At 32.7% G+C, this 16699-nt stretch carries 16 protein-coding genes and 1 pseudogene; 9 read left to right on the forward strand and 8 right to left on the reverse strand.

The features are described from left to right. The first annotated feature begins 236 nt into the window (after positions 1-236). Together CD150_RS06615 and CD150_RS13385 are read left to right on the forward strand one after the other, a co-directional pair. Positions 237-770 carry a hypothetical protein gene (locus CD150_RS06615; protein ID WP_073345058.1) on the forward strand — a complete coding sequence of 178 codons (534 nt, stop codon included), beginning with the start codon at positions 237-239 and terminating at the stop codon, positions 768-770. 325 nt (positions 771-1095) lie between these two features. Beyond that, positions 1096-1260, forward strand: a complete 165-nt coding sequence (locus CD150_RS13385; RefSeq protein WP_164987247.1) for a hypothetical protein — start codon at positions 1096-1098, stop codon at positions 1258-1260. A gap of 80 nt (positions 1261-1340) precedes the next feature. Here CD150_RS13385 and CD150_RS13390 read toward each other — a convergent pair whose 3' ends face one another. After that, positions 1341-1508 (reverse strand): hypothetical protein, encoded by a 168-nt coding sequence (locus CD150_RS13390; RefSeq protein ID WP_164987248.1) that lies wholly within the window; start codon positions 1506-1508, stop codon positions 1341-1343. A gap of 135 nt (positions 1509-1643) precedes the next feature. Next, complete coding sequence (locus CD150_RS06620) at positions 1644-1853, reverse strand: hypothetical protein (protein ID WP_073345053.1); 210 nt, start codon at positions 1851-1853, stop codon at positions 1644-1646. Positions 1854-2046: 193 nt separating this feature from the next. Here CD150_RS06620 and CD150_RS06625 point away from each other — a divergent pair, with 193 nt between their 5' ends. The 3 genes from CD150_RS06625 to CD150_RS06630 all read left to right on the forward strand — a co-directional run bounded on the left by CD150_RS06625 (position 2047) and on the right by CD150_RS06630 (position 3451). Then, positions 2047-2241, forward strand: a complete 195-nt coding sequence (locus tag CD150_RS06625; RefSeq protein ID WP_046207032.1) for a hypothetical protein — start codon at positions 2047-2049, stop codon at positions 2239-2241. Positions 2242-2414: 173 nt separating this feature from the next. Then, positions 2415-2576, forward strand: a complete 162-nt coding sequence (locus CD150_RS13395; protein ID WP_157947926.1) for a hypothetical protein — start codon at positions 2415-2417, stop codon at positions 2574-2576. A 569-nt stretch (positions 2577-3145) separates the two neighbouring features. After that, positions 3146-3451 (forward strand): hypothetical protein, encoded by a 306-nt coding sequence (locus CD150_RS06630; protein ID WP_073345049.1) that lies wholly within the window; start codon positions 3146-3148, stop codon positions 3449-3451. Positions 3452-3602: 151 nt separating this feature from the next. Here CD150_RS06630 and CD150_RS06635 read toward each other — a convergent pair whose 3' ends face one another. Next, a complete protein-coding gene (locus CD150_RS06635) occupies positions 3603-4016 on the reverse strand; it encodes a YxeA family protein (RefSeq protein WP_073345044.1) in 414 nt (137 codons plus the stop codon). 339 nt (positions 4017-4355) lie between these two features. Between CD150_RS06635 and cspD the strand changes: the two genes are divergently transcribed. Further along, the gene (gene cspD / locus CD150_RS06640) at positions 4356-4556 is read left to right on the forward strand and encodes a cold-shock protein CspD (protein ID WP_019469926.1); all 201 of its coding nucleotides are present in this window, start codon (positions 4356-4358) and stop codon (positions 4554-4556) included. A 572-nt stretch (positions 4557-5128) separates the two neighbouring features. Here cspD and CD150_RS06650 read toward each other — a convergent pair. Further along, entirely contained in the window at positions 5129-6562 is a 1434-nt protein-coding gene (locus tag CD150_RS06650) for an MDR family MFS transporter (protein ID WP_046207029.1), read from the reverse strand. A 253-nt stretch (positions 6563-6815) separates the two neighbouring features. Continuing rightward, positions 6816-8434, reverse strand: a pseudogene (locus tag CD150_RS06655) (PucR family transcriptional regulator). A 317-nt stretch (positions 8435-8751) separates the two neighbouring features. On the opposite strand from CD150_RS06655, the gene allW reads away from it, so the two are divergent. The 3 genes from allW to CD150_RS06670 all read left to right on the forward strand — a co-directional run bounded on the left by allW (position 8752) and on the right by CD150_RS06670 (position 13495). Then, positions 8752-10242 (forward strand): allantoin permease, encoded by a 1491-nt coding sequence (gene allW / locus CD150_RS06660; RefSeq protein ID WP_103161445.1) that lies wholly within the window; start codon positions 8752-8754, stop codon positions 10240-10242. Then, positions 10232-11593, forward strand: a complete 1362-nt coding sequence (gene allB / locus CD150_RS06665) for an allantoinase AllB (RefSeq protein ID WP_046207026.1) — start codon at positions 10232-10234, stop codon at positions 11591-11593. Before allW ends, allB begins: the two co-directional genes overlap by 11 nt. A gap of 555 nt (positions 11594-12148) precedes the next feature. After that, positions 12149-13495: an alanine/glycine:cation symporter family protein gene (locus CD150_RS06670; protein ID WP_103161446.1), complete on the forward strand. Its 1347-nt coding sequence runs from the start codon at positions 12149-12151 to the stop codon at positions 13493-13495. 123 nt (positions 13496-13618) lie between these two features. Here CD150_RS06670 and CD150_RS06675 read toward each other — a convergent pair whose 3' ends face one another. The 3 genes from CD150_RS06675 to CD150_RS06685 form a co-directional block, all read right to left on the reverse strand. After that, positions 13619-14206 carry a histidine phosphatase family protein gene (locus CD150_RS06675; protein WP_073345036.1) on the reverse strand — a complete coding sequence of 196 codons (588 nt, stop codon included), beginning with the start codon at positions 14204-14206 and terminating at the stop codon, positions 13619-13621. Positions 14207-14479: 273 nt separating this feature from the next. Further along, positions 14480-15730, reverse strand: coding sequence for a M20 family metallo-hydrolase (locus tag CD150_RS06680; protein WP_103161447.1), 1251 nt, complete (start codon positions 15728-15730; stop codon positions 14480-14482). Next, complete coding sequence (locus CD150_RS06685) at positions 15730-16572, reverse strand: alpha/beta hydrolase (protein WP_073345031.1); 843 nt, start codon at positions 16570-16572, stop codon at positions 15730-15732. The genes CD150_RS06680 and CD150_RS06685 overlap by 1 nt, the downstream gene beginning before the upstream one ends. Positions 16573-16699 lie beyond the last annotated feature (127 nt).

A 16699-nucleotide genomic window follows, 5' to 3' on the forward strand; every position in this document is an offset into this window, starting at 1 on the left:
ATCTATATTTTTACTTAAACGGAAATATTACCCTAATAAATGACTCCTTCCAATATTATGGTAATTAGTAATAATTCCATAAATATTTGTTATTAATGTATAAAATATATTGTATACATACAACAGATAACTTCTTGGTAGTTAAGGAAAATTTTATATTACGAATATTCACTTTAACAGTAAAAATGAGTGAGATATTCATATTACAATAACTCTATTAGAAAGGAAGTTTTAAAATGAAAAAGGTACTATTATCTACAGCTTTATTAATGACAGTTGTACAATTTAGCAGTCAAGGGGCAAATGGTGAAGAGATTCCTCATGGTATTTTGCATAAGGATGGAAGCTTTACAGAACCAAATGTGTTTCCACATAAAGATATAGCAGAGGTTGAAGAGCCGAAGGAATTAGAAGATGCTACGAATGAATTTAATCATAAATCTAATAGTGAGACGTCATTGCACAATAATGCAGTAAATGAAAAATTAAAAGATGAAGGTGTTTTAAACCCTAAAAATCCAGGAATAGAAAGTGATCGATTTAATAAAAATCAGCAGTTAGACGCTTCAAAAAATAATGATTTCTCAAAAGTTAACTCTGAAGTAAAAAATTCAAAAAATAGCGTGAAGCACAATGCAATAAAAGCATTACCTAATACAGGCATGATTTCAGATAATAGAATATTAACCATTTTTTTAGCGAGTATCTCATTGATTGCGGGTAGTTTATTATTATGTAAACGTGTTAATTTTAAAGTTTTTCAAAAATAAGACATTTTAGGTATTACTATTGTGATAATCTTACAGTGATATCATTTTGAATAGCATTAACAAAAATTTAAATATTATGATGTGGATGTATACACAATCGTCTACTTTCCATAAGATATTCATAGCTGAAACATTATTATGTTTCAGCTTTTGTTTTTATTACAAGTATAGTTTAAATTGGGATATTTTCAATTACAATAAGTTAGATTATTTACAAACAATTCACGTTTTAAAATGTATGATATTATAAAAATATAATTCGAAGTATCTTTTTGAACTTGAGCGAATAATAGTAAGTTATACAGTACATTTTAGGAGAGGTAAAATGAAAACGATTAGCATTATTTTAGGGATTTTAGTTATTCTTTCTTGGCTATTTGTAATGAAAGAATACAAAAATGGAAATCAGGGCACTCATAGAGCTCAAAATGTTATGTTATTAGCTTGTTTGTTAACTATAATTATGACCGTTTTACAATTATTTTATTAGTCATTCGTGAATTAAGTTTGTAAATGAATAAATAAGTAATGTTATATAGTAGCCTCAACATATTTTATTTGATTTTAAACTTAAGACTGAGACTTAACTTTATTATAAAGAATACCTACGCCACAGCTGCTGTATCCTAATTGGTAATCGAATTTAATGATTTCGATATAAGGGTTTTCCTCTAAGAATTCATTAACTTTTTTGTTTAGGCCTTTTTCTGTCATAGCTGTTAAATTTACAAATTTCATACGCTGACTCCTTTACTATTTTGTTTTTATTATATTATACAGTATTTTAGAAACATACTTTTTACAGTTCGAGTTTTAATTCAACTATATCATTGCTCATTTATGGTAGAAAGTTACCATATTTTGATTATTCGATTACAAATTTGAATTAAGTAATAATAGGTAAAATCCTGTTGCCATAACTGCAAACAAACACCACATAAAGCGATATTGTTTACCATTCATTGCTGCCGTACCTTCTTTTTTAGCTCGTCTAATAAGTTTGATATGTAAAAGTATTGTTGAATTTGAAGCATATACAAAAACGAAAATAATACCTAAAAGTGTAAGTGAAAATAGTTGCACAATACCCCTCCAACTTTATGATATTTAGCCCATATAATTTTAAAAATAACCACGTACAATGTTAATTATAAAATAACACATATGTTTTTAGGTTGTAATAAAAATTTAAATTAATATTTTTATATATATTTAATTATTAAAAATCTTATGGTACGATGTGGATTAAATGAGACGATATCTTGGGGGTTCAGTCATGTCAATGATACTGTTAAGCATTGTTTTAATCGTTAATTTTGTTGAAGCGTTGTATTTAGGAATCAAATTTATTCGGTTGAAAATGCGTAATGCACCAGATCAAGCGTATAAAGATTTAGTGAGTTCTCCGTTTTGGTTAATGTCACTCATTATTTCGATTATATTATTTGTGATTGCATACATATTGAGTTGAAAAACGCAAAGATGTGGTTTAGTGAGATTTTCTATATTTTATAAATAAAAAGTTATTGTATTTGTGATGCCCAATTTTTTAAAACTATACAACAGACTGTCTTTATTTCATTTTAAATGAATTTCAGTATAGGAATAATGTAAATTAACATAGCGAAAAAAGGGAGTAATCCAATGAAATTTTCATCTATATTAATCAGTATTATAACTGGTTTACTTATGTTTTTAGTGACGTTTTATACTAGCAATCATTCTGTTATACCATCATTATTTATGGGGATTGTCGGTTTAGTAACAAATATATGGATTGGCATCGAAGCAAAAAAGCGATTATGAGCATTAAAATGGTAGAAAATATTAGAAGTATTAAAGACTGAGGCAAATGTTGTCTCAGTCTTTATTTTATCATTCAGCAATTTTTGTATTTATGAATGTTATTATGGTGGTATTACTATCAAAACTTAGGAATCTGTTTTATGCATCATCAATCCAATAAGGAATAATGAACTGTTAGAGGATATCATCTTATACTCGTAGAATATAATGTATTTTAATAGTATAAAATAATGAAATGTTTTAAAAATTTTAAAAAAGGATAGATATAAAATAGGTTCATTATAAGGAGATGATGTATATGGTTTCGGTGTTTTTAGAAACGATATAGAGAATCGATAATATTTTATAAATTTATTAAATTACTTCCTTGAATTATAAGTATAAAAAAGAATGATCCAAATTAAAGTTTAAAATATCATTTCAGGGTATAGATGTAATATATAACTTTTGGAGTAATTTTATTTCATTGTAAGTGGTACGGCATGATTTATTGTTTTACGTTTAGTGTCAAAAAGATAGCATGTAACCTTAATATGAGATGGATTTTGTGAATGAAGTGGGGGATATGTATGGTTAATTATTACAATAAAGATATCAAAATTGATAGAACTGATGAGATGCGCACGGATGAAATTTCTAAAATGATTGAAGAGGGTGGACTTGGTGCTGATCAATATTATGTTATAGATAAGTATCAGCCTAACCATAAGAGATTAGTAGAAAATATCGATCAATTTCGGCAAGAATTAGTTCAAATGGATAATGATGATTTGGTAGACATTTTGATTATTAACACTCAAGAAAACACAAGTTCTAAATACAGCCAAGCATTAATGATCATTAAGCATGAAATAGTCAAAAGAATGAATAACTAAGGTGCAGTCACTAAATAATTACAAACAAAGTGCACAAGTTAGAAAACATATTTTGCAAATAAATAATTCTAGCTTGTGCGCATTATTATATTATTAGCTCATCAAAATAATATTTTTATTAAGTGCATTGTTTTGATTCATAATTTGATGTTTAAAGGTGATTGAATGCTTTTTTAGGTACTTTATTTTTAGACACTTCTTTATAACTTTGGACATGCCCAAGTTCGGTGTCTAATTTTAAGTAATGATTTGTTTTTAATGGTTTTTCACCAAAACCATTAAAATCTAAATGTCTTTTTTCACCTTTTTTGTTATATCCATTTTGCTTATAATTATATGTGACAAAAGTTTCTCCATCATCACTTTTGTTGTGCTCAACTTTTGTTGGCTTTTGAGTTTTTACATAATATGCTTCATTAGTAATGAGCGGATTTAATTTGGCAAAACTAACAACATCAGGATTGTCCGAATGTTTTTCTGCATAAACTTTCCAGCCAAAAAGGCCGATAAAAACAATGATAATGATAACAAAGATATTTAGAAGTACTTTTACAAACCTGTTCATACTTATTACCTCCTTAAAGTAACTATCTATAATGTAAAAGTTATTTGATTTGTTCGCTATATTTTTAAGTTACAAAAATGCATTTTAATATAACGATTTTGTCATTTTTCATATTCAATTAAATTATATATTTCAAATGGATTATATTACTAAAAATAAAGTGCAAAATATAGTTATTTGAAAATAGGGGTATACAAAGGTCTGATTATTCGTTATACTAGGTATTAAGTAATTTAGTTCGTGAAATTGATTTGTAGTTTTATTCTTTTGAATTTACTCCTTTTGATTTTTTAGACAGATTACAAATTTTTGTGCAAAAGCACTTGGAGGATTTTTATTATGAATAACGGTACAGTTAAATGGTTTAACTCAGAAAAAGGTTTTGGTTTTATCGAAGTAGAAGGCGGAAACGATGTATTCGTACACTTCTCAGCAATTAACCAAGACGGCTACAAATCATTAGAAGAAGGACAAGCTGTTGAATTCGAAATCGTTGAAGGCGACCGTGGACCTCAAGCAGCTAACGTTATTAAATTATAATAACGCATAAAAGAAGACGAGCAACGCTCGTCTTTTTTTATTTGTCTTAAAATCGATCTCTGAAGTTATATACATGTATTTACTTTAAAAGGTGTTAATTCAAAGTCAACTTGTTAGTTATGACTCGGATTTGCACCTATTTTTTTACTACCAATAAAATATTAATGACTCTTGCAAGATTGCTTAGCATTAATACATCATTTGAAGCCAATTTTATAAAAGAATGGTAATAGCCACAAACAGCAGCATAAAAATTAATTTTTGGGTGTATGCATGTAGAATAATTTTTAACATCATTTTGGGTTGAAATAGAGCCTTTTTTAAGTACTTCAATGAGAAATTACATATAAATACGTTGTATTTTGACGAGACGCTTGAGGGAACAGGACAAGTTGAAGACTACAAGCTGAAGTTGTCCCCTAAGAAAGTGAGCCAACAATACGAAATATTGAATAATAAAATAGCTATGAAAAAATCTATCGTCATAGATTTCTTCATAGCTAATCTTAGTATGTTTTTTACACCGTTCAAGTTGTTGAAGCGTTGCTACTTTCACTTAAATAGATTTAATATTATACTTCACGCGTATTATCCGCTTTATTTTTTGTTTTTATCAGTAGTGTTAATATAAAACCAATAATTAATAATAGCGTAGTGAATGCAAATGCTGCGTCGACACCTTGTACAGTCGCTTGTTGTGCAATATCTGCTTTGGACTGATGCTTACTTGGAACATAGTTTGTACGAACAATTGCCATAATTGTAATCATAATGGCAGTACCAATCGCACCTGCAATAATTCTTAAAGAATTAATAATCGCAGTACCGTGTGAAATATTTTTACTTTCTAATGCGTTAATACCAATTGTATTAAGTGGCATAATAATCAATGCTACAGCAAACATTCTTATAGCGTAAATGACGACAATATACCAATAAGGTGTGTCTGAAGTTAAGAAACAATGTAGTATTGTCATAAAAATTAAAAGGACAAATCCAGGAATCGCCAATACTTTCAAGCCATATTTATCATATATTTTCCCTGTATAGACGGACATAAATGCGTTGACTACTGCGCCTGGTAAGATAACAAGGCCTGACAAAATTGCAGATAGACCTAAGCCTGATTGGACATAAATTGGAATCAATAAAGCTGGTCCGACAATGCCGATAAATAATACCATAGACGCAAATGCAGATAATGAAAATGTACGGTTTGTAAATACACGCATATTTAATAGCGGATTATCGATTCTAATTTGTCTTGTTACGAAAATGGTAACAATTAAGATTCCCACAATAAGTGAAATAATAACGATTGGTGATGTGAAACCTAAGTTGCCTGCGCTGCTAAAGCCGTAAAGCATTAAACCAAAACCTAATGTTGAATATATAACAGAAGTTTTGTCTAATTGTGTATGTTTGGTTTCGTTATTACTTTCTACAAATATCGCACCTACAATAAATGCGATAATCGCAATAAAAGCGACCACAATAAATGGTGCTCTCCAGCTAAATGTATCAATTAAAAATCCGGTTAAGGTTGGTCCGATTGCTGGTGCTGATTGTGCAACTATACCGGTAAGTCCCATTGCAAATCCACGTTTCTCAGAAGGGAACAGTGTAAATACAGTGAATTGCATAAGCGGTAAAAGTATCCCTGCACCAATCGCTTGAATCACACGTGCAAACATGAGTAAGCCAAATGTAGGCGAAAGTGCTGCGATGATCGATCCAATGAGGAACGCACTCATAGAAAAAATATAGAGTGGTCTAGTATGAAATCGATCCATGAGAAAGGCTGTTAGTGGAATCATGATACCATTCACTAACATAAAACCTGTAATTAACCATTGAGCGGTTGTATCAGTTATTTCTAATCCCGTAATAATCGCTGGTAGTGCGGTATTGAGCAATGTTTGATTTAGCATCGCTACAAAAGCACTACTTAGCATAACTAATATAATCGTATTTCTTTTTTTATTAGATATAACATTCTCCGACATTATAAATGCATCTCCTTTTTATAACATCCCATCGATAAATTTTAATTATTTTAAGTTAGCAAAGCAAACCATTCGGTTTAAAAAATTAATATTTTTTGCAAAGAATTTTTAGAGAAAATGAATGCATAGATAATATAGGTTGGAATCGCTTGTTTTAGAGGTAACATAGATCACTGTTGTTTTATTAATGGAAAAAGCTACGTTGTTTGCATGATTGCGCAAACAGCGTAGATTTTTTAAATAGATGGAGCGATTAATCGAAACGAATCATTTCAGATACATATAAAGCGATACGTATATTTAAGGAATGAACAGGGTCTTCAATATTTGTACCAATCATATTACTGCATTTATTGATTCTATATTTTACAGTATTTCTGTGTATAAATATTTTATCTGCCGTTTTTGTTATATCGCATTGATTATCCATGTACACTTTTAAAGTTTGTTTTAATTCTAAATCTTTTTTTTGTTTTGGATAACTCAGTGGGCCCAAAGTATGTTTTACGAAAGGTAATAGTTTTTCTTGAGGGATAAGTTGTAATAGCTCCTGAATATCTTTGGAATGATATTGTGAGATAAAAGTTTTTGCATGATTTAGCAGTTCATTTTCAAAGGCTTCATTTGCTTCAAAAAAGGAAGAAGGTAACTGTGTGAATTCTGTTACTTCATTTCCGATACCAAATGAAATCGTATCATCAAAGTACTCACTATAACTTTGTTGTATTTTTTTAGGTATTCAAAGTAATATTCATGTCGATTTTGGATTAATATCGCAAAACGATCGTTACTCGGTAATTTATAAACGCTGATATAAGAATCAATATCAGTTAATTTATGCTTTAACCAAAGGAATGTGAGATGGTGCCGCTCATTTAAGTAGTAACTATTTTCTAGATTATTTTTGGCGTCAATGCCGCAAATGATAATTTGATAATAGTCAGAGGGATAAATATAATATTGTCTTAATAAATCAGCATGCTTTTTGATCGAAAGGGTTTGATCGTTTTGATTATTGACTAACGATTCGAAAAATCGATTAATATCATTTTCTTCGGCCTCTTGTATTTTAGTGTTTTTGTATAAGGCGAAACTCAACACGCTGACTACTTGTTCGAGTGTTAATAAACTAAAGGGATAGGAAAGCTTATTAACTTGAGAAACCATTAAATAGTATGGAAAGTATGTGTAACCTAATACTTTGAAAATTACATGGTCTTTATTTTCAAAGACGAGGTTATTTTTATCATATATTAGCGCATCTTGATAATGGTTCATGAAATACTTGGTATGTTCAGCCATTAAAACGTTACCTTGTCTATAATGACGACTGTATGCTTCAGGTGCTTTGAAAGGATCGAATAGAATGATAGGTACACCTAAGAGTTTGCTCATGCGCTCAATCATAGTATCAATACTGAAGCCTTTGATTAATAATTGGTTTAATTCTTGTTGTACTTGTAATGCATAATTTAACTTTCCAGTTTCAGAGTCAGAAATAAATGAAGAAATCTCGTGTGTAATTTCTCCTAAGTTCCAACTTTCTGGTATTTCAATTAATGGGAATTCGATAGCATCCGCAAAATCAATGACATCTTGCTCGATTTCGTGTAAAAATCTTGAAACTTTGATTCCAAGTCCAGCAGTATGTATATCATTTAAATCTTTAATTAACTTTTTTAAGTTATCTTGATTATCTTGAAACAAGACACCGGTTGTTAAAATAAAAGAATTATTTGAAGTAAAATGCTTAATATCATTATTTTCAGTAATGTCTAAATTTGTCACTTCTGCTGATAAATCTCCGTTGCTATTTAACAATTTTAAGCCTTTAAATTGGGGAACGGATAAAATTTCGTTTAGAGTAGTCATAATTATGTCCTCCGCTTCTGATTTACACAATCACTAGTAATGAAAATGCATGAAAATATATATAATGATAAATTCTATTTGTCTGTATTTATCTTAAAAAACAGGGTTTTTGTCAATTTGTGATAACGATTGTTCAAAATGTTCAAAAAATTTAATGTATATCATTAATTATACACTTATTTTGTTCGATTCCTATAATTTTATTGTTTAGAAATGTCATTAATAACAAAGAAAAACGCTTACACTCGTACTACACTTATAACTGAAGATTATACAACTAGTTATTAGCTTGTTAAAGTAAAGGAGATAAAAATAGAATGGGAAGACAGGAGAACAATGCGGCATTATCACAAGCGGTTTTCGAGAAGCGCGGTTATAATAAAGATATAATGCCTAAGACACCGACACAAAGAAATAACTCCGCATTTAACTTTTTCACACTATGGATGGGTGCTGTCCATAATATACCTAACTATACTGCAGTTGGGGGATTCTTATTATTAGGACTATCGCCATTACAAGTCATATTTGCATTAATATTAAGTTCTTTTGTAATCGCTTTATTATTAGTTAGTAATGGTTATGCTGGTTCTAAATACGGTATTCCATTTGCTATGCATTTACGTCATACATATGGTGATGTAGGCGCGAAGTTACCCGGTATCCTACGTGGCGTTGTCGCAGGTATCGCTTGGTTTGGTCTACAAACGTTTGCGGGGTCACAAGCACTATTAATACTATTAAATAAAATATTCCCTGGTTTTGCGGATATTGGACAAGGCATATCGATACTTGGTATTTCTGTTCCAGGTCTCATTGCATTTTTAATATTTTGGGCTATTAGTTTTGCAATTGGATTTGGTGGAGGAGATATTTTAAATAAATTCACAGCTATATTAAATCCACTTATTTATATTGTCTTTGGTGGTATGGCTATCTGGGGCGTTATGGCTGCTGGTGGCGTTGGAAATATTTTAGATTATGAAATTTCTACAAAATCTAGTGGTATCATTTACCCAACGATTTTATCCTTTATTTTAATTATCAACTCGCTATTAGGTGTGTGGGCAGGACCTGGTGCAAGTGTTTCTGATTTTACGGAAAATGCAAAATCTACTAAAACACAAGTGGTTGGTCAAATTTCAGGTATTGTAGTTGCCCACATTTTATTCGCGATTGCTAGTGTGTTCATCATTATTGGTGGCTCGATTTATCTTGGACATCAAGAATGGAATATCCTAACAATTATTAATGAATGGAGCAACTTCTGGGCGATTCTGATATCTACTGGTGTGCTATTGATGACGACGATTTCAACAAATGCGACGAGTAATATCATCCCAGCAGCATATCAACTCACTGCACTTTTACCAAAATGGATTAACTATCGTCGTGGCGTAATTATTGCCTCGGTATTGAGTATAGTCATTATGCCGTGGAAGATGATGGAAGAGGAAGATAGTATTTTCTTATTCCTAAACGCGATAGGTGCTATTCTTGGTCCGGTAGCAGGTGTTATGATTGTTCATTTCTATATTGTGTCTAAATGTCACATTGATATAGATAAGTTGTATTTTGATTTGAAAGAAAAAGAGCACAAAATACCACGTATTAATATTTCTGCATACGTCGGAACGGTTGCTGGTGTCATCATTTCACTATTAGGATTTTTACCAGCATTTACAGTGATATCAGACTTTTCTTGGTTTATAGGCTTTGTCATTGCCGGTGGTGTTTACTTAATTTTACATTATGTATTCCATGCAGAAAGAAGAAAAAAAGGAGGAGCAGATTATAATGAAGTATGATTTGATTATTAAGAATGGTTTAGTCATTTTAGAAGACGGAGAGCAACAAGTTGAAGTCGGTGTTAAAGACGGTAAAATTGTCGCTATTGGTCAAGCATTGGGAGAAGCTGAACAAGTTATTGACGCACAAAATCAAATTGTTTCACCTGGTATGGTGGATGCGCATGTGCATATAACTGAGCCAGGCGGTGGCTATCGTGATGGTTGGGAAGGATATGTTACAGGGACAAATGCTGCTGCTAAAGGTGGCGTGACTTCATTTGTGGAAATGCCATTAAACCAAGTTCCAGCTACAACTGATAAAGCGTCTATCCAAGCAAAATTTGATGCTGGAAAAGATGAATTATCAGTGGATGTTGCAAGTTATGGTGGTTTAGTACCATATAACTTAAACGGTGGTATTCAAGAATTAGATGAAGCAGGTGTTGTGGCTTATAAAGCTTTCTTAGCAACATGTGGTGACCGTTCTATTGAGGGTGACTTTGAAAATGTTGATGATTATTCATTATATGAAGGTATGAAGCAAATTGCTAAGACTGGCAAAATTTTATCAATTCATTCTGAAAATGCGGCAATCACTGATCGATTAGGTGAGATCGCAAAAGAAAATGGTGAAACGACATTAAGTGCTTACGTGGATAGTCGTCCGGTATTTACAGAAGTTGAACCAATTCGTAAAATTATTTTATTTGCTAAGGAAACGGGCTGTCGTGTGCACATTGTACACGTTGCTTGTGAAGAAGGTGTTGATGAAGTCATCAAAGCACAGCAAGAAGGTGTAGACATTACTTGTGAGACATGTACACACTACTTGTACTTCTATAAAGAAGAATTAGATGACATTGGTCCAGTTGTTAAATGTTCTCCACCAATCCGTGAGCAATCTCGTTTAGAGGGAATGTGGAACCGCGTATTAAACGGTGATATTAGTTTTGTAACATCTGACCATTCACCTTGTACGCCAGACTTAAAAGATACTGACAATGCATTTGAAGCATGGGGTGGTATTGCTGGATTACAAAACAACGTAGACATTTTATTCGACGAAGGTGTTCAAAAACGTCAAATGCCATTAACAAAATTTGCTGACATTATTGCGACAGCACCAGCAAAACGCTTTGGTTTAGACACAAAAGGTAGTATTGCAATCGGTAAAGATGCTGACTTCGTATTTATTAAACCAGACGCACCTTATACATTACAAGCTGAAGATTTAGCTTATCGTAACAAAATGAGTCCATATATCGGTCGTGAAATTGGTGCTCAAGTCACACGTACAATTTTAAGAGGACAAGAAATTTATAGTGATGAAGCAGGTATTTCAGACAAACGTATTGGACGTTTTATCTAAAAGTTTCTTGAAAAGCTTGAAGTTAAGGATGTTGGAATATTAAAAACAAGCGCAACAAGGATTAATCCGTTTACTAAATGGATTGGTCCATACTGTCGACAAAGTCTCTGACTTTGTTGGCAGTTTTTTTATGCGCGCTTTCTAGGGACACTACCTTAGCTGTAGTCTTTCGCTAGTGTGCTTACCACAGGAGTAGGTATAAACCACTGCCAACATCACTCAAAATGATTACAATATATCAATCAAATCAGTGAGACAAGTGATTCAAAGAAATAGAAGTAAATGTAGCAGACCATTGATATTTAGGATAGAGCTGAAGATTTGAAATTTGTTAATACTGTAAAGAAACAAAAACTGATCCATTTATTAACTGGACTATTTTTTTGTTTTCACAAGTGCTGAACTCGGTTTGAGTGAACAACTCTAGGGAATAATATTACATATTACATTTTTAAGTATCTACATATATCGCTTTTAAAGTGATTGGAGCTTAAAGTCATATTACTTTGATCACAACATATGGTGAGATGCTTTAAAGCAAAGGGGTTGTAATATTTGGAAAAATTAATTTCTTTTTCGGATTGGTTATGGGGTTATCCACTTGTACTCCTGCTTTTGTTTGCAAGTGTATTTTTGACAGTCTATTTAAATTTTATTCAATTTAGGCATTTTTTCTATATGCTCAAACAAACATTTGGGAGTGTTAATAAAAAACCTAGAGGGGAAGGAACAATTACACCACGTCAGGCTTTAACTTCCGCCTTATCTTCAACTGTAGGTGCAGCTAATATTGTGGGTGTACCTACTGCGATAATGATGGGTGGGCCTGGTGCGGTATTTTGGATGATGGTTATCGCTTTTTTAGGCATGGCTTTAAAATTTAGTGAGAATGTCTTAGGTGTCCACTATCGTGAGCAAAATAAAAAAGGTGAGTTTGTGGGCGGTCCGACTTATTACATGAAAAAAGGCTTTAAAAACAAGAAGTTAGGCACAATTTTTTCGTTGATATTTGCCTTTGCACTGATGATTGAAATTGTTCCAAGTATTATGGTTCAAGGTCATTCTGCGGCGAGCACGATGAAGGATACATTTAATGTGCCTATGGCGGTTTCTGGTGTTATATTAACAGTTCTTGCTGCACTCGTCGTTTTTGGCGGTGTGAAACGTATTGCTTCGTTTGCTGAAAAAATTGTACCAATCATGGTTGGGCTTTACTGTTTTTTTGGTTTTTTAATCATTTTAATGAATATTAGTCATGTCCCTAATGTTATTTGGTTAGTGATAGAACAGGCATTTAATCCTACGGCAGCTGTAGGAGGTACATTTGGTGCAGCATTAGCTACTACAATTCGTTGGGGCTTTGCGAGAGGGATTTATTCTAATGAAGCTGGTCTTGGTACATCGTCAATTGCGCATGCAGCTGCAAAAACGGACCACCCAGTTCGACAAGCATTCTGGGGTATTAGTGAAATTGTGGTAGACACGTTAATCATTTGTAGTACTACTGGTTTTGTTGTCTTAGTTTCAGGTGTTTGGAAAGCGAGTGATGCGAAAGCGCAGTCTGCAGCGTTAACTGCCAGAGCATTTGAAAATACTTTTGGTCAATTTGGAAGTATGATGGTATCTATTTCGATGATGTTCTTCGTATTTTCAACCGTTGTAGTAGTTATTTTTTATGGATCGAGAATGGCAGAATTTTTATTTGGACTTACGGCAGGTTGGGTGATGAAAACAATATATGTGCTTTCGATGATCGTAGGTGCGTTAGGTGCTGCACAACAATTGTGGGACTTGCTTGATTTGGCACTTGCAGCCGTATTGATTCCAAACGTTATCGCAGTGATAATGTTATCGCCAAAAGTGAAATCGTTAACTACAGATTTCTTTAAAAATTATAAATAAACCTTATTAATATAAAAAGTACCAAACCTCATACTTGTCATTACTAAAAGGAAATATTGGCTTTAACTTTTAGTACGATGCATCATGAATGAGTGTTATGGTACTTTTAATTGTTGATGATATTTATGATTTCGGGCTCTGAGCTGGTAAATGATGTGTCGTATTATAGTCTAGGATGTGCGTGTCATTGTCTTTAATTTCTAATGTACTGAAACTACCATTAGCAAGTCTAGTAATACCAGTGCCGATTGCTCCATTAGAAAAATAATAGAATATAGCATTAATAAAGGCGCCATGAGAGATAATTAAAATATTTTTATTTGTGTGATCTTGATGTACAGTCTCAAGCCCCTTTAAAAAACGTTCGGTAACCATTGCTTCAGTTTCTTTGTTTGGATATTCACGATTCGGAAAACGCGCATCTCGTTCGTAATAAGTAAGGCCTTCTGCATCTCCAAATGCAACTTCAATAAATGATTCCTTTTCATAAAGCGGTATGTTTAACTTTTGTTGAATAATTTGTCCAGTTTCTTTAGCTCTTAGTAATGGGCTCGTAATCATGAGGTCCCATTCATTTTGAAGTAAGGAAGTGCCACAAGCTTGTGCTTGTTTTATGCCTGATTCATTCAATGGGATGTCTGTTCTGCCCTGTAATTTACCAGCAATATTCCAATCTGTTTCTCCATGTCTAATAAAACATATTTTTGTCATTATAAATCAACCTTTACCTTGATGTGTTTTAAGCAATATCTCTTTGATACTATTAACGAATTTTCTATTCATTATGGTATAACACGATTTGAATTTCCACTTATTATAAATAATCATAACACGTTTGCTTGTGTTAGATGGTGAAACACATATCAACGGGCGTTGGTTTCAAGAACCTTGCGTTTATGAAATGATGCATGATCATGATTGGTGTGATTATGCTGAAAGATTGTATATCATATTGCGATTGATAGGTCAAAAGACTAATATGCATTAAGTTTCCAATACTGTGTCAACTTTTGCTAATTCGATTGTTGTTGCAATCATCACATTAATACCTTTTTCGATTTGGCTATCAGTTACAGACTCTTTTGGCGAATGACTAATGCCATTTTTACATGGAATAAAAATCATACTTGTAGGACAAATGGGTGCGAAATTCATCGCATCATGACCAGCACCACTATACATATAGCGATATTGATATGCTAGTGCCTTACAACCGTCTTCAGAAATCTTAGCAATCGCTTGATTAAATTGTCGAGGTTGATCCTGACCTAAATATTCTAATTCATAATCTGCTTGACGTTTTGTGGTAATGGTTTCGATGTGCGTTTTCATCTCTTCGACAACTTTTTCTCGAATATCTTCATCTTTTCCTCGAATATCGATGAGTAGTGTGACTTCACCAGGAATTGCATTCATTGTATTAGGATAAACGTTGGCATACCCCACAGTCGTTACTATCCCCTTATCATGATAAGCCTGACCTAAGGCTTCGATTTTTAAAATGACTTCAGCAGCAGTAGTCAATGCGTCTGTACGCATTGGCATAGGTGTTGATCCTGAGTGGCTAGTAATACCAGCTATTTGTAACTTGAAGCGGTGTGGTGCAGCAATGTGTGTGACGATGCCAATATCTTTTTGATTATTTTCAAGAATTGGACCTTGTTCAATATGTAATTCTAAAAATGCTTTGATTTTGTTTCTTTCAAATAATGCTGCTTTACCGTTCATATCTTGCGCTAAAGGTGCAACAATATCGTAAAGTACGTTGCCATCGTTATCTTTGATAAATTTCATATCATCTTTTGTCATTTTACCAGTAAGGTATTTACTTCCTAAAGTTGCTTCGTTGAAACGTGTAGATTCTTCGCAAGCAAATGCAATAATTATAATTGGATGATCCGTTTCTATATGATGCGCGTTTAAATGTTCGACTACTTCCAGTGCACCAAGCACACCTAATAGACCGTCATATTGGCCGCCATCCTTTACAGTATCGATATGTGACCCTAGCACAATTGGTTTTAAAGAAGGATGCTTTCCTTCTCTGCGTGCAATAACATTACCAAAGAAATCAAAGTAAACATCTAAACCTGCCTTTTGACATAACATTGAAAATTTTAAGGCTGCAACACGTTCTGGATGACTAAAAGCAATGCGGTTAATCCCTCCGTTTTTGGGGTTGCGAGCAAAATTATTAAACGTTTGAAAATTTTCTATTACATTTTGTAAGTTCATCATTTATCCCCTTCGATATTCAGTTTAATTTGATTCAAAAATTGAATGACTTGTTCATATACTGCTTTACTCGTTGAGTTAACTTCACGATCAAAATCATGGCAGTCTAGGTCTAAACGTTCAAAGTGACTCGTTTCAATTAATCTAGCTATGTATTCACTTTCACTATAAGGTACATCAGGATCTCCTGTACAGTGTACAATGAACATAGGAGGGAAATTTTTCATTTCTTGTGGTGTGATATTATAAGTACTTTGTGTAGATGCTTGAATCCCTAAATAGGACATCCAACGTGCTTGACCACGAACATATAAGTAAATTGGATATCTTGTTTGCAACGGCGCAGATGTTAATGGTTTAGATTGGATCAATTGATTTAATATTTTCGGTGTAATTTGTGTAGATAGCGCTTGATATTGTTTATTTGGCTTCAAAAAGGCAGGCACATGTACACGCGAGTAACCATAGAAATCAATGATACTATCAACTTTACGATGACGTGCGACAAGCATAGCTAAAAATGCACCAGCTGAACGTCCGAAGGTAATCAGTGGTAACGAAGGATAAAGTGATTTTAAATGATCGTAGTTACTCAGTGCATCTTCAATAATCGTATCAATATGACTTTCTGGGGCAAGTCGATAGGAAACCATTATTAAGTGATAGGATTCGGATAAAATATCTATATACGCTTGCGGTAAATCGTTTGGTTGTCCAAAAATGAGTCCGCCACCATGAAAGTACATAATGACGCCTTTAGGGCTTTGGTTTTTAGCTGCTATGATGGAATAAGGTAATGAGAAACCATCCCTTGAAAGACAAGTAGCTTTTTGTTGAGTCAAATTGACCTAGCCTCCTATTAGATATATTTTGCTAAATATAGTATCTCAAATAAAAAACACGACGTATTTGTATAAATCGAATAAAAGTAAAGAACATTATTGTTAGAATTGTGAATGATAAGTCATA

It is taken from the genome of Staphylococcus ureilyticus, from assembly GCF_002902235.1.
In the GTDB taxonomy this organism is placed as follows: domain Bacteria; phylum Bacillota; class Bacilli; order Staphylococcales; family Staphylococcaceae; genus Staphylococcus; species Staphylococcus ureilyticus.